At 34.1% G+C, this 20,209-nt stretch carries 11 protein-coding genes; 4 read left to right on the forward strand and 7 right to left on the reverse strand.

What is annotated here, in order from left to right; all coding sequences use genetic code 11:
* Nucleotides 1-127: 127 nt before the first annotated feature.
* Complete coding sequence (gene hutI / locus EM308_RS14375; protein ID WP_035633352.1) at nt 128-1,366, forward strand: imidazolonepropionase; 1,239 nt, start codon at nt 128-130, stop codon at nt 1,364-1,366.
* 243 nt (nt 1,367-1,609) lie between these two features.
* On the opposite strand, the gene EM308_RS14380 is transcribed toward hutI, so the two are convergent.
* The gene (locus EM308_RS14380; protein WP_035633354.1) at nt 1,610-2,485 is read right to left on the reverse strand and encodes a hypothetical protein; all 876 of its coding nucleotides are present in this window, start codon (nt 2,483-2,485) and stop codon (nt 1,610-1,612) included.
* A gap of 84 nt (nt 2,486-2,569) precedes the next feature.
* Here EM308_RS14380 and EM308_RS14385 point away from each other — a divergent pair, with 84 nt between their 5' ends.
* Both EM308_RS14385 and EM308_RS14390 read left to right on the forward strand, forming a co-directional pair.
* Nucleotides 2,570-3,610, forward strand: coding sequence for a formimidoylglutamase (locus EM308_RS14385; RefSeq protein WP_035633376.1), 1,041 nt, complete (start codon nt 2,570-2,572; stop codon nt 3,608-3,610).
* 112 nt (nt 3,611-3,722) lie between these two features.
* Nucleotides 3,723-4,973, forward strand: a complete 1,251-nt coding sequence (locus EM308_RS14390) for a DEAD/DEAH box helicase (RefSeq protein ID WP_035633356.1) — start codon at nt 3,723-3,725, stop codon at nt 4,971-4,973.
* 247 nt (nt 4,974-5,220) lie between these two features.
* Here EM308_RS14390 and EM308_RS14395 read toward each other — a convergent pair whose 3' ends face one another.
* The 4 genes from EM308_RS14395 to EM308_RS14410 all read right to left on the reverse strand — a co-directional run bounded on the left by EM308_RS14395 (nt 5,221) and on the right by EM308_RS14410 (nt 15,733).
* Nucleotides 5,221-7,086: a glycoside hydrolase family 35 protein gene (locus EM308_RS14395; protein WP_035633359.1), complete on the reverse strand. Its 1,866-nt coding sequence runs from the start codon at nt 7,084-7,086 to the stop codon at nt 5,221-5,223.
* 103 nt (nt 7,087-7,189) lie between these two features.
* Entirely contained in the window at nt 7,190-8,233 is a 1,044-nt protein-coding gene (locus tag EM308_RS14400; protein WP_035633361.1) for a phosphotransferase enzyme family protein, read from the reverse strand.
* 519 nt (nt 8,234-8,752) lie between these two features.
* Nucleotides 8,753-9,814: a hypothetical protein gene (locus EM308_RS14405; protein ID WP_035639285.1), complete on the reverse strand. Its 1,062-nt coding sequence runs from the start codon at nt 9,812-9,814 to the stop codon at nt 8,753-8,755.
* A gap of 195 nt (nt 9,815-10,009) precedes the next feature.
* Nucleotides 10,010-15,733: a polysaccharide lyase family 8 super-sandwich domain-containing protein gene (locus EM308_RS14410; RefSeq protein WP_035639288.1), complete on the reverse strand. Its 5,724-nt coding sequence runs from the start codon at nt 15,731-15,733 to the stop codon at nt 10,010-10,012.
* 679 nt (nt 15,734-16,412) lie between these two features.
* Here EM308_RS14410 and EM308_RS14415 point away from each other — a divergent pair.
* Nucleotides 16,413-17,663, forward strand: coding sequence for an OmpA family protein (locus tag EM308_RS14415; RefSeq protein WP_035639291.1), 1,251 nt, complete (start codon nt 16,413-16,415; stop codon nt 17,661-17,663).
* A 625-nt stretch (nt 17,664-18,288) separates the two neighbouring features.
* On the opposite strand, the gene EM308_RS14420 is transcribed toward EM308_RS14415, so the two are convergent.
* Both EM308_RS14420 and EM308_RS14425 read right to left on the reverse strand, forming a co-directional pair.
* Nucleotides 18,289-18,708: a response regulator gene (locus EM308_RS14420; RefSeq protein WP_035641392.1), complete on the reverse strand. Its 420-nt coding sequence runs from the start codon at nt 18,706-18,708 to the stop codon at nt 18,289-18,291.
* A 444-nt stretch (nt 18,709-19,152) separates the two neighbouring features.
* Complete coding sequence (locus EM308_RS14425) at nt 19,153-20,034, reverse strand: AraC family transcriptional regulator (protein ID WP_035641393.1); 882 nt, start codon at nt 20,032-20,034, stop codon at nt 19,153-19,155.
* Between the last annotated feature and the right edge of the window lie 175 nt (nt 20,035-20,209).

Consider the following 20,209-nt stretch of genomic DNA (forward strand, 5'->3'; position numbering starts at 1 on the left):
TTAAATTCCAAATTCCAATATTTCTAAACAAATTTGCTTCGCCTATTCCCTTCGGTCGGGTCACTATTTTTCACAATTCGTTAGTGAAAAATCGTGAAATTTGTGTTTTATAAAACATCAACTTACAATGACAACATTAATCGTCAATATCAAAGAATTGCTTCAGATTCGCGAAACTCCAATTTCGAAAGTTTCAGGAGCTGAAATGGCTGCTTTACCAACCATCAAAAATGCTTTTTTGCTAATAAAAGACGATTTGATTTCCGATTTTGGAACAATGAATAATTTACCCAAAATCGAAGTTGATAAAACCATTGATGCTTCCGGTAAAATGGTGCTTCCCTCTTGGTGCGACAGTCATACTCATATTGTGTATGCAGGAAATCGCGAGCAGGAATTTGTTGACCGAATTAATGGTCTGACCTATGAGGAAATTGCCAATCGTGGCGGAGGAATCTTAAATTCGGCAAAAAAACTGAACGAAACCTCCGAGGACGAGATTTATAACCAATCTAAGGAACGTCTTGAAGAAATAATGCAACTGGGAACTGGCGCAGTCGAAATTAAATCGGGTTACGGACTCACAGTTGAAGGAGAATTGAAAATGCTTCGCGTTATTAAACAATTAGCCCAAAACTATCCAATAACCATAAAAGCGACTTTCCTTGGCGCCCATGCCTTCCCTACTGCTTTTAAAGACAATAAAAAAGGCTATATTGATTTGATCATAAACGAAATGCTTCCTGAAATTGCTAAAAACAAATTGGCTGATTTTATCGATGTTTTTTGTGAAACAGGCTATTTTTCTGTCGAAGAAACCGAACAAATTATGCAGGCGGGAATTCAATTTGGCTTAAAGCCTAAAATCCATGTCAACCAATTCAATTCGATTGGCGGAATCCAAGCCGGTATAAAATACAATGCACTTTCTGTAGATCATCTTGAAATAATGAAACCGGATGATATTGAAGCTTTAAAAGAAACAGTAACCATGCCCGTTGCTTTGCCTTCCTGTTCTTATTTTTTGAGCATTCCTTACACACCTGCTCGCGAGATGATTTCGGCGGGACTTCCATTGGCACTCGCAACCGATTTCAATCCGGGGACTACCCCATCAGGAAATATGAATTTTGTGGTTGCCACAGCCTGTATCAAAATGAAAATGACTCCCGAAGAAGCCATAAATGCAGCTACCATAAATGGAGCTTACGCAATGGGAATTTCTCAAACACATGGAAGCATAACCAAAGGCAAAAAAGCCAATTTAATCATTACAAAACCAATCCATTCCTATTACCAATTGCCTTATGCTTTTGGGAGTAATTTAATTGACAGCGTAATTCTGGACGGAATACTTTTGGATTAAACATTTAATACCAATTATAAAAAAATATACACTTCAACTTCCCCTCTTTTTAAGAGGGGTGCCCAAAGGGCGGGGTGTTTTACCGCAAAGGTGCCAAGACACAAAGTTTTACACAGAATTCTTTTCGCCTTGGTATCTTTGCGAGAATTATACTTAGAAAAAACTTATGCTGAACACTAAAATTAAACATAAAAAAAGGGCGGAATTCACATGAATACCGCCCTTTTTGACTTTTAAATTATTTTATTTCAAAGTAAAGTTAGTTGCAGAAACCAATTGATCTTTATCAAATACATTTACAGTGTACAATCCTTTTTCGAAATTTTTACCAGGTAAATCTTGAGAAACCTGAACTGTTTTATTTTCATATTTTACACTGGAAATAAAGCTGTAAGACAATTCTTTGGCACCAAAATTAACTGTTTTAGCTTCACCCAAAACGTTGTTTTTACTGTCAATTACCTGCACATAATAATCTTTGTCACCTGATTTTGCAATTGAATTTTCAGCAATGGTAAAACTAATTTTAAGAACATCAGCTCTGCTTGCTTTGTCTGTTGCGATTTCTTTTCCGGAACTTTTCAACTTATAGGCGGATGTCTGCAAGTTCAAAATTGACAATTTTGCTCCTTTTTCAACCGTTTTAGATAACTCTTCATTTTGACCTACTAAAACCTCATTGAATTTTTGTGCCTGACCCAAAACAACAACCGTACTATCACGCTGTGTAGTCAAAGTTGCATTTTGTGTCTTCAGACTTTCATTCTCTTTCATTAATTCATTCATGTGTTTTTGCATGGTCTTAACCTGGCTTTTGTATTTCGACAAATCACCGTTGGATTTTTTAAGTTCATCCATCAAATTAACCACTTTGTCTCTTTCCTGAATCAATTCTTCAGACATAGATGTATTCTCTGCAATTGCGGCATCATAAGTAGTTTTCAAGTCTTGTAAATCTTTCATAACAGATTCTTTCTCGGACCCAACTTTAACAACTTCTGCCTGTACAGTTTCAACATCCGAAGACATTTTGAAAATATAAACTAAGCTTCCTACTAATAAAATAGCCAAAACTGCAATTACAGCTTTAAGACTTTGATTATTTTTTTGATTTTCCATGTTAAATATATTTATTTTTTCAAATTTAATAATATCTATAACGCAACTTCATACATTTATATTATTTTTGGGAAATATTTTTTTATGGAAAAAATTATTACACTTACTATTAATGATCTCGCCAAAATAACCAATCACCGAAGCGGTGAAATTAAATTTGGCGAAAAAATGCTTACAATCCCAAAAGGCATTGATCCTGTTGATTTTATGAAATCAAGCGATGCTAAATTTGTCTTATTTGGTATCCCCGAAGACATAGGTGTAAGAGCAAATTACGGCAGACCCGGAGCTGCGTCTGCATGGGAAAGTGCTATCAAAAGTATAGCCAATATCCAGCATAATCGCTTTTCAAAGGGAAGTCAGATTATTGTTTTAGGCAAACTCAACGTAAAACAAGAAATGAAAGAAGTCGAAAATCTCGACTTTAATGATATTGATGACCGTTCCAAATTGAGTCAATTGGTAGCAAAAATTGACAAAGAAGTTTCCCATATCATTTTCAAAATTATAGAATGTGGTAAAATCCCAATTATTATTGGCGGTGGACACAATAACGCATACGGAAATATCAAAGGAACGGCACTTGCTAAAGGAAAAGCCATAAATGCTATCAATTTTGATGCCCATTCTGATTTTAGAATTCTGGAAGGACGCCATAGCGGAAATGCATTTTCGTATGCATTCGAAGAAGGATTTTTAAAAAAATATTTCATTTTTGGTCTCCATGAAAATTACACGTCCAAAAATGTCTTGGATATCATAAAAAAAATTGAAGACAGAGTTCGATTCAACACTTATGATAGTGTCAAAATCCGAAAAGAGAAAGACTTCACTCAGGAAATGATAAATGCACATGATTTTATCAAAAACGATCCTTACGGAATAGAAATCGATTTAGATGCCATTCCAAATATTGCCAGCAGTGCAATGACTTTGAGTGGTTTCTCGATTGAAGAGCTTCGTCAGTTTGTTTATTTTTTTGCAAAAAACAGAAATGCAGCCTATTTGCATATCTGCGAAGGAGCACCAGACCTGGGAGAAGACAAAAACAACCACTTGATTGGTAAACTAATTGGTTATTTACTAACCGATTTTATGAAAGCGCAAAATTCAATTGTACCTTAGAATTAGGAAATAAAACCTGTCAATTTCCAGAATTAATCGGCATCAAAAATAATAACACTATCTTTGCGGACTTATCTATGTACTTAATACTAGATATTTAATATCAAAAAACATGTTATTCGAAGATTTATCACTTTCAAAAAGTATACAAAGAGCCGTATTTGAAGAAGGCTATACAGAACCAACACCTATTCAAGAACAAGCTATTCCGGTTGTTTTGGCGGGCAAAGATTTAGTTGGTTGCGCACAAACCGGAACAGGAAAAACAGGAGCATTTGCAATACCAATCATACATCAACTACATCGAATAGTTGGATCATCAAAAAAAGCCAAAGTAATTAGAGCTCTTGTAGTTACGCCTACCAGAGAACTAGCCGTTCAAATTGGACAAAGTTTTGATACTTACGGTAAATATACGAACCTAGTACAATTAACAATCTTTGGTGGTGTTTCTCAAAATCCACAAGTGGATGCTTTAAAAAATGGGGTCGATATATTGATTGCAACACCTGGTCGTTTGCTAGACCTTCACAAACAAGGTTTCATCGATTTGAATCATTTACATACACTAGTACTTGATGAGGCGGATCAGATGCTGGATATGGGTTTTGTAAACGATGTAAAAAAAATAGTAAAGCTAACGCCAAAAAACAGACAAACACTTTTCTTTTCGGCAACTATGCCAATCGCTATTAGAGAGTTGGCAGAAATGTTTCTGACTGATCCCGAAACTGTAACAGTATCTCCTGTTTCATCTACCGCTGAAACTGTAGAGCAGCGTATTTATTTTGTAGAAAAAGGCGAAAAAAGAAACCTATTATACCATTTGATTAAAAATGAAAATTTGTCCGATGTCCTTGTTTTTTCTAGAACAAAACACGGAGCAGATAATGTGGTAAAAGCATTAAGAAAAAAAGACATTCCTGCTGAAGCCATTCATGGAGACAAATCTCAAAATGCCAGACAACGTGTCCTTGATGCTTTCAAGAACAAAGAAGTTGGTGTACTTGTAGCTACAGATATTGCGGCTCGTGGTATCGATATCGACCAATTGCCTTTTGTTGTCAATTTTGATTTACCCAACATTCCGGAAACCTATGTACACCGAATCGGAAGAACCGGTCGTGCCGGAAATGGAGGAATTGCTATTTCGTTTTGTGGCAAAGACGAACACGGGTATTGGAAAGACATTCAGAAACTAATAAAAGTAGATGTTAAAACCGTAAATGACCATCCTTATCCTTGGCATTCGGGAAGTCCAGAGGAAAGCGAAAAACCGCAAAAAAATTCCAATCGAAGCGGTGGTGCCCATAAATCAAGAAAATCGGCAACATCAAAACAGAATAAAAAACGTTGGTATTAATTCAATTCCTAAAATACTCAAGCACTAAACCACTATGGACTTCAAGTCCATAGGTTTGGTTGGCAGACTTAAAGTCTGCAAGGTTGGAAAATATAATTTGTTCAATTTGTGGCATAAAAACTTTTGAGAAGCTGAAAGCGATATGCACTAAATACATAGTTTTAAACTATTTTAGAGACAAATAAAAACAAAAAAAAAGGCTATCAGAAAAAAATTTTCTGATAGCCTTTTTTAATAACTCCTTTTTTTATTTGGCTTCCCCTTTTTCAGGTTGTAAACTTTCTAAAATAGGTGTTTCAATGGATTTTACGCTTGTTTGAAGCTTGTCGTTTTTTTGTTCAAAAATTACGATTTCATTTGCTCCTTCTTTCAGCCAGCAACCCGGAAGATATAAGGTTTGTTGTGGTCCAACACTCCAATAACGACCAATATTGATTCCGTTTACAAACACAATTCCTTTGCCCCAATCGCGCATATCAAGGAAAGTGTCGCCTTTTTTGGTTAGATTAAAAGTTCCTTGGTAAACAGTTGGCTGCCCCGCTTTTGCATTGCTTTTGACCTCAGCAAGATTTGGCATTTTGTTCATTGGCAACGGATACATATTCCAGTCACCCGTGATGGATTCACCGTTAATGATTACTGGCGAAATAATACCTTTGGTACTTTCTATTATTTTTGCCCCATAGTTGATACGTCCCATATTCTCGACAATAATATCCAAAGTCGAGTTAAAAGGAACATCAATCTGACATTCATATTTTTTGTAATAGCTGTTTAATTCGGCTACTTTTTCGCCGTTTACATACACAATCGCATAATCACGAAGACCTTTTAATTCTAATTTCCCGCTTATAGGCTGATTGAATTTTCTGCTGTACCAAACATAGCCGTGCCCTTGATTTAATTCTTCAAAAGTGAGTGGCTTTTCGTTTTCTACCGCTTTGATTTTGTTTTTCAAAGATTCCAAAGTTACCGCTTTGGTCAACTTGATTTCGGGAATAGAAATTACATTGATTTTTGCAGGAACAGCAGGTGTTTTTGCAGTTTTCAACAATTCTCGTAAGGCATTATATTTTTCGGTTGCCCAGCCGGCTTCGCTGATAGGAGCATCATAGTCATAAGTTGTCAAATCAGGCTGAATGTCGTGTTTGTTGTCATAATTGGCCCCTGACGTAAAACCAAAATTCGTTCCTCCGTGTACCATATAATAATTGAAAGAAACGCCCGCATCAAGATATTTTTTGGTTTGTGTTGCTACTTTTTGGGCACTGACTTTCGGGAAAGGTTCTGCCCAGTGATCCAACCAACCCGGATAGAATTCGGCTACCATATAAGGGCCTTTTCCGTTGTTAAATTTATTCACTACTTCTTTCAGTTTGTCCACATTGTCTTCTCCGTTGGCAGTTGGCAAAGCCCCCGGAAGTGCGCCTTCGGCAAACAACCAGCTTCCGTCCGAAGTAAAGAAAGGCACGTTAAAACCTACATCTTTTAATTGTTGGAAAACCGCTGCGCTGTATTTTTTGTGTTCTTCTACCGGAATGTCTTTGCGTTGGGCAACATAGGAACCAAATTCATTTTCACCCTGAACCATGATAATTGGCCCGCCATTGGTTACCAATAAATTTTTTACCTGTCCATAAAGCGCAGTAAAATACGATTTGGTCGCAGCCAAATATTGTGGATTATTGCCACGAATCACCATCCCTGGCACTTTTTGCAAAAACCACGGATAACCGCCAAATTCCCATTCGGCGCAAACATAAGGCCCTGGACGCAAAATGACATATAATCCTTCTTCCTGAGCTGTTTTGATGTATTCGGCAATGTTTCGGTTTCCGGTTTTAAAATCCCAAACTCCCGGTGCAATTTCATGGTAATTCCAAAAAACATAAGTCGCCACGGCATTCAGTCCCATGGCTTTCATCATTTGCAATCGGTGACGCCAATATTCTTTCGGAATTCGGGCGTAGTGCATCTCGCCGCTATGAATCTGGATGTTTTTTCCATCCAAAACAAAATTACCGTCTGTTATGGCAAAAGTGTGTTTAGTTTGTCCTGTCGCGTTTACAACTAACAGCGTGAAAACAAACAAAGTAAAAAGGATTTTTTTCATTTGGAACTATTTAATTTAATTATACTATTTTTTGCTTATGTAGTTATTATTCACAAATAAAAAATAAGTTTTTTTATCAGGAGAAACTTTAAAATACTTAGACTCAAAAATAAGCTATTTCTTTTGATTTCAAATACAATTGTACGCTATCCATAAGCTTAATCTGCGTTTTGGCTCTTACAAGATTTTGATTCTCGTATGTTGTAGTGTAATAGCAGTCGTTATTCAAGTAATCCCCCAAGAAACGACAAGCTTGTTCAAAAAGAATCAATGGCAAACTTAAATGAATGTTTTTAGCTTCTTCATCAGACATGAAACTTGAGGCTTCATTAACATAGGCCTGCATAAAAGCCTCATAAATTTTGGTATCAAAACGTACTTTTGACAAATCCTTTTCTTCTTCAGTAGCTGTATTTGCACCTGTTCTCAAGGCATCACCCACATCATGAAATATACTTCCTGGCATTATCGTATCAAAATCAATAATACAAAGTATATTGCCATTTTCATCGAAAAGCATGTTTCCAATTTTAGTATCGTTATGCACCACCCTCAAGGGAATTCTCCCCGAATTGATAGCATTTGCAACGGCTTCAATATTTTTAAAATTAGCCTGTAAAAAATCAATCGATTCTTTTGCTTCTGAAATCCTTTCCGGTGAAGCTTTTTTTATGCTTTCTTCAAAATCAATGAACCTTTTTATAGTATTATGAAAATCCGGAATAGTGTATTCCAATTCCGAAACCGGAAAATTAAGCAGTGCCGAATGAAACTTTGCCAAATATTCTCCCACTTGACTGGCTACTCTACTAGAATCAATTCGATCAAAAACCACTGATGGAATGAACCTCGAAAGTTGCCAAATTGCTACTCCTTGTTCTGAATAAAACTGCCCTTCGCAATTAGGAATAAAAGTCAAAGTAGAAAAACCATTCCGTTCCAAATAACCTGTAATTTTTATCTTATTATTCAATAATGCCCTTATATTTGGAAATACAACTTGGTTAATTTTCTGCAAAATGTAATCCTCGTCGGCTGTTACAATTTTATAAGTATTATTGATTAAACCGCTATGTATAGCAGTAAAACTAAGGATTGGCTTGTCTTTATAAAAATCTTTAAAGACCGCTTTAATTAATTCTTCCATACGCCATTTTTATAAATATCTCGATTTTGTATTTTTTTTCTTAAAAGCAAATTTCAATTGTGTTCAATTCTAGTTTTTAGCACTACTCCACCGTGACGGCGTCTTGCAGTAACATTCCTTTTATAAAATCCATGTCTCTTTCTTAGAAAAAAACCAATGAATCACATTAAAAACTTGTTTTAATATTATAAAAATTAAAATCAAACAATAATATTTACTATTCTGAGACTAAACTATATATTATTTTTTAAATAAAAAAGTAAAACAGTAAAAAATGTGCTCGAACACAAAATTTTATGTTATCGAGCACAAAAAAAATAGAAACTAGTCAATTTTGTTTATTACAAAAAAACCTCTCTTTCTTGTGAGTATTTTAAACTTACAATTAAAATAGACTTCCTTTTTTTTACAAAAAAAGAGGCTACCCAAAAAAATGGATAACCTCTTTACTAAAAAGTAATACTATTTTATCAAATAAAAATAATCAACACTTACACGCTTGCTATTTTAGTTATGCAATTATTGAAAATCTGCAGGCTTGTAATAATTTTGAAGAGTAACAATAAACAAACCTCCACTAAAAAATTCTTTATTAATTCTTGACATTACAGGACTTATGCCTGTACTAACATTATTTATTGTTTTTGGGTACGTCATATTGGAATTATGATTGAAACCTACACAATGTCCTACTTCGTGAGCCATAAGATCACCAGCATCAATTTTTATATAGTCATGCAAAATATGTTCGGCATAACCTAAAACGGCTCCGCCTCCTAAACCAGATACATTGGTAACTTTACCACAGTTAAAGCGAGGATGGCTAAGTATGTCGCTATAAACTTTCTCCTTTTCAGCCATCGTTAAAACTGTTGTTCCATCATTACCTATAATTGTCTCGTTTAAAAAAGCCTGCTTAAATTTATCCGACACAAAAACGATTCCCATATTAATCATAAGTCCTGAAAAACGGCGAATATCTTTGGCATTTATAGGTTCCCAATTATCTGTTGTATTATTATTAGGGTCGTAATCATGATAGTTGATTATCCATTTGAGTGCTTGCAGTTTTTTAAGTCTGAGTATAATTTCGTTATCACCTGTAAAATCAAAAGAAATTTTAGTTGGATCCACACCGGTTGTTTTATATTGTGACAGGTCTACTTTTTTATTATCTGTATCCAAAAAAAGATCGGTTCCTTCTACAAAAGGATACTTCATGGTTTGTGTAGCATGTGCCCTTATTTTTTTTATTTTAAAAAGTTGCACCTGCAGTTTACCATCAATAGTAGCCAATATTGTAGCATTTTCAATATCGAAAGGAGCAAAATTTGAAACTTCTATAGTTTTTTCATCAACAGTTTTTACACGTATAACCTGTGCAATACTGTAAGTTCTCGCTTCCGAAGTCATCACTGCTACGGGTTCATTATCCTGAAACATTAATGTAGAATTTTGATCGGTATCAAAAGAAACAATTTTTGGACTTACTGTTTCTTGTTGAGCACCAGATCCTCTGTCATCACTACAAGCGGTAAAAAGGCCAAAAGCGATAAGTACTGTAAAAAAATTTTTCATCATAATAATAAGGTTTTAATTGATTAGGGGGTAAAATTCTTTTATTTAAAACAATAGTAAAACACTATTTTGTATGATATCTATCAAAGATATTAGTATTGTTTGAAAATTCAACAAATAAAATCATCTGATTACCAAAATATTACAACAAAAAAAAGAGGCTGTCTTTATTTTTGGACAGCCTCCTCATTGTATTAATTATTGTTTAACAATCGTACTTCTAAAAGTTTCGACACCATTTTGAATAACTACAATGTAATTTCCTGAAGGCAAATCTCCAACGAAAGTATTTTGCGGTATGGTGGTAAAACGAACCTGACGAATCTTGTTTCCAAGTATATTATAGATACCAATTGTTGCATTCGGGTCTAGTTTTGACGATATACTAACATTAAAGTTGTCCTGAACAGGGTTTGGGTAAACAGTAAAATTCGGTGAAGTTGTAACTTCTTCTTTAGTTGCCATTTTTGACGTACCATTGCAAGAACCAAGGTTATCTCCATGATTCAAATGATTTTGAACAGCAGATTGTGCTACGCAAATAACAGTATTATTGTGGCAAATCATCACTTTATCATTGTTGTTACCACATCTAACATCAAGTGTATTGATAGTAATTGAAGCTGTTGATTGACATCCTCCCGCATACGAAGCCGTAACTGTATATACACCCGCTTGTGTAACTGAAATTGATGGTGTATGTGCTCCAGTGTTCCAAGTATAAGTAACATCTTGATTTCCTTGTACCAATGAATTAAGAGTAAGCGATGTAGGCCCATATCCTAGATAAATGGTGTTTTTATCATCTATTGCAGGATTCATTGCATATACATCAGGAATAGATAATGCCACAGTTGGACAAACTACATTTACATTTACATTTGTAGAAGTGGTTACTGCACCATTGTTATCGGTAGCTTTTGCAGTTAATGAATAAGAACCCGAAGGAACGTTATTCCAATTAAAACTATATGGAGCGGTTAGATCCTCACCTAACTTGGTTGTTCCATTAAAAAATTCAACTTTACTCACGCTACCATCTGCATCTGCTGCATTGGCATTGATTGTAATAGTTGCTAGTGATTCATAGCTCGCATTATTGGCCGGTGATGAAAATGATACTGTTGGAGCCAATGGTTGTGGCTTAATTACAGCGGTGGTTCCTCCGGAAATACATCCATTTGCATTTTTAGCATACACTGTATAAGTTCCCGAATTCAAATTTTCAAATGACCCTGATGTGTTATCAAATGTTACGCCGTCTAAACCAAAACTTAAGTTTAGAGTTGAACTAGTTACACTGATACTTCCTGTAGCGACAGTGTAAGTTGGCTGAATAGTTTCAACTGTTGGCGCTGCAGGAGTTGCAGGTTGTGCATTTATAGTTGCATTGGCAGCAAGAGAAATACATCCAGCTGCGTTTTTAGCATACACTGTATAATCTCTAGAAGTCAAATTATCGAAAAGACCAGTTGTATTTTCAAACGTTGTTCCGTCTAAACTAAAACTTAAGTTTTCTACAGCACTTGTTACAGCAATACTTCCTGTTGAAGTAGTACATGTTGGCTGAATAGATTGCAATGTTGGCGCTACAGGAGTTGCAGGTTGTGCATTTATAGTTGCATTGGCAGCAAGAGAAATACATCCAGCTGCGTTTTTAGCATACACTGTATAATCTCTAGAAGTCAAATTATCGAAAAGACCAGTTGTATTTTCAAACGTTGTTCCGTCTAAACTAAAACTTAAGTTTTCTACAGCGCTTGTTACAGCAATACTTCCTGTTGAAGTAGTACATGTTGGCTGAGTAGATTGCAATGTTGGCGCTACAGGAGTTGCAGGTTGTACATTGATTGTTGCATTGGCAGCAACAGAAATACATCCAGCTGCATTTTTAGCATAAACGATATAATCCCCTGAAGTCAAATTTCCGAAAAGACCTGTTGTGTTTTCAAACGTTGTTCCATCCAAACTGAAACTCAAGTTTTCAATTGTTCCTGTTACTTGAATAGTTCCCGTAGCAGTTGTACAAGTAGGCTGAGTAATTTCCAATGTTGGTGCTGCAGGTGTTGCTGGTTGAACATTTATCGTTGCATTAGTCGCAACAGAAATACATCCATCTGCATTTTTAACATACACGGTATAATCACCAGAGGCTAAATTTTCGAAAAGACCTGTGGTATTTCCAAATGTGGTTCCATCCAAACCAAAACTCAAGTTTTCAACTGCACCAGTTACTTGAATACTTCCCGTAGCAGTTGTACAAGTTGGTTGAGTAACTTCTAACGTTGGTGCATCTGGTTTTGCAGGTTGTACATTGATTACTGCATTGCTAGCTGTAGAAATACATCCGTTTGTGTTTTTAGCATATACATTGAAAGTTCCTGGAGCTACATTTTCAAAAAGACCTGTGGTGTTTTCAAATGTAGTTCCGTCCAAACCAAAGCTCAAATTTTCAACAGCGCTTGTTACTTTAATATTTCCAGTAGCTTTAGTACAATTAGGTTGTGTAATTTCCAAAGTTGGTGCCACAGGAGTTGCATTAGGCAAAGTACAAGGATTAACAGCCTTTAATTTTATTTCAACAGGGAATCCGTCAGCAAGGGTGAATGTAATTGTTGTTCCCGCTGCAGTAGCTGTCCCTAAATTGGCATTAGTATTTCCTTGTGAAATAGCCCACTCACTGTTCAATGTTAAGGTAATCATTTTCGGTGTAGAAGGTGTAGTTCCCATATCTGGATTGCTTACAGAAAGTACAATTTCAGAGTAATTAGTATTCAATGATTTATACATTACCAAACAAGGTGTATCGTTTGCTTTAAGCAAACCATCAGTAATCGCAGTATTGACTGCAGGCAATGCATAGGCCCAAGTTTTAGAAGCTTTGTGCTCAATTATTTGTTGATTGGCATTGTTTTGATAAACGGTATAAGGTCTATCTGATTGCATTTGTTGTGCAAATTGTGTCATTCTTCCTGCATCTGCCGAAGGAATACAAACATATTCGTACGAACTATTTGTTGGAGCCGTTCCGTGGTCTAAGTAAGCAAGACGGTAATTGTTCCCATTATTACTAGCAATAGTCGCATCCGATGGATTAAGCTGATTTTGATAAGGAGTGATTTGGGTCGAATTTTTAATTTTTAAAGTTCCCGAATTCGGTAAAATGTAAAATCCTGTGCTGTAATTATCAATAATCCAGTTAGCCGAAGTACCTTCAAACGAATCGGTCGCTTGGTTTGTTTTCGCTTCTCCATTTACCAAAACATCATTTGAATTATTATTCAGCCTCTGAGACAATGTGGTAACAGTAGGATTGGTAGCATCGTTATTTTTAATTCCGTTACCCAAACAGATAATCATATCATCGATAGTAAAATAAGCTTTGGTAAACTCAAAAGTACCATTATGAGTATTTGGGCCATACACAGCACCAAATCCCGGGTTATCTTTCTCTTTAAATTTCATACCAAACAATCCCGATTGTCCAATTGTTTTAGACAAAACACTTTTGTTTGCCTGACCTAGTGTCAAAGAACCCGCAAAACCATAAGTATTGAATTCATCAATTCGCTCTTTTTCAGCATTTAATTTACTCCAAGGCAATACAATAGTTGTAGCTCCGGGATTGTAATTCCAATCCCAACCGATATCACTGTATCCGTTCCCTGTTGTGCTATTTCCAGGATAAATAATATCCAATGCGCCGTAGCCTTGGTATCTTCCAAATCTATTATTACCTATATAAATTTCAGACCCCCATAGTACATTCGATTGTCCTCTCATAGAGGCAATCCAATTGTTTTTTCTGTAAATTCCTAAATTGGCATAGTTGAATTGAACAAACCCCTCTTCAAACGGAGTGACTGTACTGTTGTTGAATAGCGGATTAACACCATATTTTCTGTTATAAGCACCTGCCAAAATGGGATCGGCACCAGGTAATCCTAAAATTTTACCACCTACTATAGCAAGATTACCCAAAGTACCAGACGATAACGTAGTAGTCTTAGTTTGCGGATTTCTTCCAGCCATGGAAAAAGGTTTTACTCCTGCATCATTGCTATACATTACTTGGGCATAAATGGCATCTCTAAACCTAAGGTATGAGGGCTGGTCTATTTGAAATCTGGTATCAATCATAGATTTTAAAACCGTAGTAGCAGTACCATAGGCGTACATATAACCATCATAACTATTGTTGTGATGATTTCCTAAACCGTCTTTTTTTAAACCATCAGCAGTACCAGCAGTATAGATTGTAAAACGTTCTACAAATCTTTTGGCTGTTTTTAAAAAGCGTATTTTTTCATCATTGGTTTTAAACCAATCCGAATACGCCATATACACATCTGAATGCAAGTAAATATGATCTGTAATTATTGCACCATTAGTTTGAGTAGTATTGAAGTCGTAATTAGGATCAAAAAGATTTTGGAAATTATTTGTCTCTATAGCAAGCGAATTACCAAATAAATTTTTCACATTATCCGGAAGATAATTATTTAGAAAAACGGCAGCGCGAGAAAACACAGGATAACTATAAAAATCAATTGCTGCATAAGGACTCGTCCCCTTATTACAAAACAGGTCGGATAAATACCACACCGCTTTAACAGCCTTATCACTTATGTTGGTATCATTAGGATTGAATTTTAAATATCTGGCAAACGTCTTCAAGAAATTAACCTGAGCACTAGTTGTTAAAGGATTTCCGGTTATAGTATTTCCATTAACCGTAATATTTAAAGCGTTATAATCATTAATAGCTGTGTCTAATTGAGCTGACGTAGGAGGTGTTGTCCCAAGAAGCTGGTCCGATAAACTAGCCCGGATAGCCGCTAAATCACTTATCTCTGAAGGAGTGGCTGTTGTAAGCGGTAAATCAAAATTAAATACAGGTTTGCATACCGGAAGCATATCAATGAATTGTCCATTTACTTTCACATAATCCAAACCGGCTTGTCGAACAGGATTTAAATCATCGGCTCGAACAAATCGTAGCATAATTTGATCTCCATTACTCGAAGCGGTAAAAACATAAGAAAATGTAAGTGTTCCTACAACTCCCGAACCAGTGGTAGCTATAGGACTTTCGACCAAAACAACATTATCTGTTACATCATAAACCTGTATTTTAAATTTACAAAATGATAAGCCTAATTGCCAATATTTTGTTTCAATATTGATTTGTCCATTAGCAAAAGGGCTTCCAGTCAACAAATATTGCACCCCTTGCAACGCAGGCGTATTAGCAGCTTCTTTAAGAGCTATTGCCCCATCATTAAGACCATCTCCATTATCGGCATCCGTTTTAATTACAGATACTGGAGTTGCATCTTCAATTTTTGACCAGGCAAAATCACTTACGTCAAAGTTAATCGGTGGTGCCTGCATGCTGATGAATTGCCCATTAACCTTTAAATAATCTATACCTGCCTGACGAGTTATATTTAAGTCATCGGCACGGACAAATCGCACTATAATTTGGTCACCTACACTCGAAGCTGTAAATGTATAAGATAATGGAGTTGTACCAACACCTCCCGTTGCAGTTAAAATCACAGGCGATTCTGCCAAAACAAGGTTATCGGTTACATTATAAACCTGCATTTTAAATTTTACATATGCCGTCCCAATCTGATAATAATTTACTTCAAGATTAATTTGTTCACCACTAACAGGACTCCCTGCCAGTTGATATTGCAATCCTTGTAATGATGGCGTTGTCGCAGCACTTTTAAGAACCATTGCGCCATCATTAAGACCATCTCCATTGTCGGCATCAGTATTCACAACACTTATCGGACTAGCATCTTCAATTTTTGACCAATTAAAATGGCCTGTATCTATAGTGATTTGTGCTCTTGCAGCACCAGAAATCAAAAACAGATAGAATAATAGCTGAGTAATTTTCTTTTTCATTTTTTTTTTGTGGTTTTTGTTTTTGGATTATTTAATAATTAAAAGCGATTAAGTTTGTTTACGATTACGAAATCGTTTTCATAAATAAACTGATTTCAAATTTCTTTTAATAAAGAATTATAAAAGGGGATGTTCTTCCTTTTTTAGGACAAAATCCTCCTTATCTACCTGAACAGCTACCATTAAAACACTCATATAAAACACTTTTTACACTATTTACCTCTTATTTTTTTAATTTCATCCATTTACAAAAACAAAAAAACTGCGCAAAAGCCAGAGACCTTTACACAGTTTTTAAGAGAAAACTTCTCAAAAAGACATATCGAATTGTAGAATATTCAAAATAGCACATTAAAAATTTGGCTGAATAAAACAGACAACTATACCAGATTTTTTCAAAAAAGTAAGCAAATTATTAATTTACTATTTTTTTTTTACTTCCAAATTCGTTCCTAGCTCATTCTTAACAATACTTATTATACTGAAGTACAGATTTTTGCACTTTTTTAACATTGCTGTAAATTTAGTACTACAATAATTCAAAACAACGTACTACAACTCGTCATTTCCAACGGATATACTTTTGCCTTAGTTACATTAATTAAGATACTCAATGTTTAAAATATTAAGTACCTATTCAAAATGTAAGCAAAACTATTTTTAATTTAATAATAACTTTATGAAAAGAAAATTTCTTTCTGTTTTTACTATTGCATTCTCAATGACCGTATTGATGGCTCAAGAGAAAAATACAACTACCAATTTTAATCGTTGGTCGATTGATTTGAATGGAGGATCAAGCAAACCGGCAGAACCCTTTAATGAGGGCTATTACTCAGATGATTTCAATTTTAATCATGGAGATTTAGGTGTAAGATATATGCTTAACACAAAATTTGGATTGAAGGCTGATTTTGGGTTAGACAACATGAAAGATGGTCATAACAGCCTAGATTTCAATACAAAATATTACAGAACAGATTTACAAGGAATTATAAACTTAGGCCGAATCTGCAATTTTGAAACATGGACAAGAGTATTTGGTTTACAAGGCCATGCTGGAGTAGGCTATTCATGGATGACAAATAAAAACTTTGAAGGTCGTGACAACATGGTAAATTTAATCGTGGGATTAACCGGTCAAGTAAAATTGTCTAATCGATTTGCTTTAAATGCAGATTTTAGCAGAATTACTAACGTTAGACAAGACATCAACTTCAATGGAGTTACAGCTCAAACAGATAGAACATTTGATGGAGTGTTGTATAATGCCACTTTGGGTCTTTCTTATTATATTGGAAAGCAAAAGGTTCATGCTGATTGGTATTCTCAAAATTCTAACACATCTACAAATGCAAATGATGAGCTATTGTCTCAAATCGGCCAATTAGAAAATAAACTAAATGAGACCGAAAGCAAACTAAAAAACACCGAAACTAAGCTAGATAACGCAGTTAACAAACTAAAAGATTCTGATAACGACGGTGTGGCAGATTATTTGGATGTAGAACCTAACTCAAAACCTGGAGCTGTAGTAGACACAAAAGGTCGCACTATTGATTTTGACAAATCAAAAAAGGAAACTGTAGCAAATACAAATGAATCATCACAAAATTTGAGTGATATTAATGTTTACTTCAACACAAATTCCTACAACCCTACCAATAAATCCCGTTCAAACATTGACATTGTAACTGATTACTTAAAGGCTAATCAACATGCAAAAGTTGAAATAAACGGTTATTCAGATAACAAGGGGGGAAATAGTAAAGGAAATAAGATTCTTTCTCAAAAAAGAGCTGATACCGTGAAAAAAATACTAGTTAAATCTGGTGTAAAAGCAACTAGATTATCTGCGCACGGAAAAGGAGTAGATTTAAAATCTCATAATGCCGCAAAAAAGAGACACGTTTCTTTCAAAATTAAATAATTAAATAAAAGTATTGTTTTAAATTTTTTATTGGTTGCCCGCTGGTGTGTTTTGTTATTAAACGTGATTTTCCAATAATTGTTTAACCAGCGGGCATTTTTTTAATAATTGACAAAACTGATTTATTTAGTAAAAGTTGAAAAGGTCGTATTATGAATTTTGATTCACTTTAATCAATATTAAATTAAAGAAATATAAAAACCACTTTGAATATAGGATAGCTATTAAAAAAGCTGTAATTGAGCAATAAAATATGTATTTGTAGAAGAACTATAAATATAAAATTTAGTAATATGCGATTCCCGGCAAACTGAATTCTTTGTACGTAATATATATCATTTGGGGAATGATTTCGTACTCAATTTTTAAAAGTTATAGGTTTCTTTTAAAAAGTGAAGAAGTTTGCCAGAGTCGCAATTACTTTTAATCCATTATTTACAATTCAAAAAAAAAATTGAATTATAAACAAAACTATTTGAATTAATTATTGAAACTGCAACTATCGCAAAAAAAAAATCCAAATTCCTTTTACTTGATTTTGTAAATCAAAAAAAAGTAAACACAGAAAATGAATCAAATAATCGATATTAAAACGCAATTATAAAGACATTGTCATCAACAGGTTCTAAAAATAATTTGCTATTATATCTAATAGAATCTCTCTACTCAGAGGCTTTTGCTTGAAATCTGAAATTTCATTTATCAATGCGCATTTAATTTTATCATCCGGATTACCCGAGCTGCTTAACATTACAATAACAATCTCCTCTTTATTTTTTATATCTAAACTTTTAAAAGTTTTCATGAATTCCCAACCATCCATAACAGGCATGTTAATATCCAATAAAATTAATTGAGGTTGTGGATACTTGTCCCCTTTCGATTCGAATTTTCCTTGACTACATAGATAATCAATGGCTTCTTTTCCGTTTAAAACCACTTGAATAGATTCTGCAATATCAGCCTTTTGTATTATTTTTTTATTAATAAAGCTAGTTGGGAAGTCGTCATCGACCAATAATACACAGTTTAATCTATTTTCCATTTTGTTTAAAAATTTTAATTCAAATATTTAGGTTTAGTCTGGAAAGAATATTCATTTTAATATGCTTACACTAATAATTTTCAATTAAACCCAAGGTTAATGATGTCAATGATATAAGGAAAAAATCAGACTCTTTATATAGTACAAATGATATTACAATCCGGTCTGGTTTCTTCTTTATTCAAAGTGATTGTTGAATAGTTTATAAATTTCAAGATGCAAAGTTATTGTTATTGACCTATCTGGTTTGTAGAACAAATCCCTGAGTAATTTGTCCATTTTGTTCTACAAATAAGGAGTATATACAAAATAAAGGCTTTACTCAAAATTCAAAAAATTCATAACCGCTTTAGCTGTTTAGAATCTATATAATCAACTAAAATTTAAAAGAAAAACAATGTTTTTAATATCTATTCCTTAATAAGCAAGAATAATGAGTCTTGCTTAATATATGTTATAAGAAAACATATATTCTTTCCGGTAGGTACTAGGAGTTTTCCCAATAATTTCTTTGAAGGTTCTATTGAAATTGGCAAAATTTTGAAAACCACTTTCATAGCATACATCTGATATTGACAATTTTTTGTTTTGTAAAAGTTTGCAGGCGTGTCCTGTTCTTAATTCATTCAAGAATTGGGTAAAAGATTTTTGTGTTCTTTTCTTAAAAAAGGTACAAAATGCAGGCGGTGTCATGTGAGCAACTTGTGCAATATCTTTCAAAGCAATAGGTTTGGTAAAATTTGTTATGGTATATTTATACACTTCGTTCATCCTTTCAGTATCTTTTTCATTATATGAATGGCTATAGCCAATGCTGGCAAGTAACTCATATTCCTCAGAATTAAGCATAACATCAATTATTTTTAGGAATTCTATAACTTGTGTGAATCCCTCTAAATCTATCATTTTGTCCAGATGATTCAGTATTATTTCCTTTGTTTTTCCCGTAAAAGAAAGTCCCCTTTTGGCTTTTTCAAATAGATTTCCTTTTTTTGATAAAACAATATTATTGTCACAAAGTTTGTCGATAATATCAAAAGAAAAATAAGTAACAATAGCTTCTGCCGAAGTATTTGAATTATTGTTTAAAATTTCGAAGTCATTATACCACATATGTGGAAGATTAGGGCTCATTAGAACCAAATCTCTTTCGAAGAAATTTTTAATACTATCCCCGACAACTCTTTTTCCATAACTTTTTCGAACATAATTAAGTTCGCAATAATCATGAAAATGAAATGGTGTTGTAAAATGACTCCCATTGATCTTTTTGATTGTCAATAGAGAAGAATTTTGAGAAGCTAATTCTATTAATACGGCCTTCATATTTATTCAACTTAAATTATGAGTAGTGGCTAAATTTATGATATATTTTCCATATTTAAAAAAAATGTCCTAAAATTAATTAAAATAGTACAAGTTTTAATTAACAAAATTGTATTTAAGAGTTGTTATTAAAATTATCTTTGAAAAAACCTCGAGTAAAAGCAATCTTGTAAAA

Origin of the sequence: Flavobacterium gilvum (genome assembly GCF_001761465.1) — a bacterium.
Lineage (GTDB): Bacteria > Bacteroidota > Bacteroidia > Flavobacteriales > Flavobacteriaceae > Flavobacterium > Flavobacterium gilvum.

What these genes read in the sequence shown, in the direction of transcription:
- hutI (WP_035633352.1), top strand. Translation starts at nt 128, where the DNA reads ATGACAACATTAATCGTCAATATCAAAGAATTGCTTCAGATTCGCGAA.
- EM308_RS14380 (WP_035633354.1), bottom strand. Translation starts at nt 2,485, where the DNA reads ATGGAAAATCAAAAAAATAATCAAAGTCTTAAAGCTGTAATTGCAGTT.
- EM308_RS14385 (WP_035633376.1), top strand. Translation starts at nt 2,570, where the DNA reads ATGGAAAAAATTATTACACTTACTATTAATGATCTCGCCAAAATAACC.
- EM308_RS14390 (WP_035633356.1), top strand. Translation starts at nt 3,723, where the DNA reads ATGTTATTCGAAGATTTATCACTTTCAAAAAGTATACAAAGAGCCGTA.
- EM308_RS14395 (WP_035633359.1), bottom strand. Translation starts at nt 7,086, where the DNA reads ATGAAAAAAATCCTTTTTACTTTGTTTGTTTTCACGCTGTTAGTTGTA.
- EM308_RS14400 (WP_035633361.1), bottom strand. Translation starts at nt 8,233, where the DNA reads ATGGAAGAATTAATTAAAGCGGTCTTTAAAGATTTTTATAAAGACAAG.
- EM308_RS14405 (WP_035639285.1), bottom strand. Translation starts at nt 9,814, where the DNA reads ATGATGAAAAATTTTTTTACAGTACTTATCGCTTTTGGCCTTTTTACC.
- EM308_RS14410 (WP_035639288.1), bottom strand. Translation starts at nt 15,733, where the DNA reads ATGAAAAAGAAAATTACTCAGCTATTATTCTATCTGTTTTTGATTTCT.
- EM308_RS14415 (WP_035639291.1), top strand. Translation starts at nt 16,413, where the DNA reads ATGAAAAGAAAATTTCTTTCTGTTTTTACTATTGCATTCTCAATGACC.
- EM308_RS14420 (WP_035641392.1), bottom strand. Translation starts at nt 18,708, where the DNA reads ATGGAAAATAGATTAAACTGTGTATTATTGGTCGATGACGACTTCCCA.
- EM308_RS14425 (WP_035641393.1), bottom strand. Translation starts at nt 20,034, where the DNA reads ATGAAGGCCGTATTAATAGAATTAGCTTCTCAAAATTCTTCTCTATTG.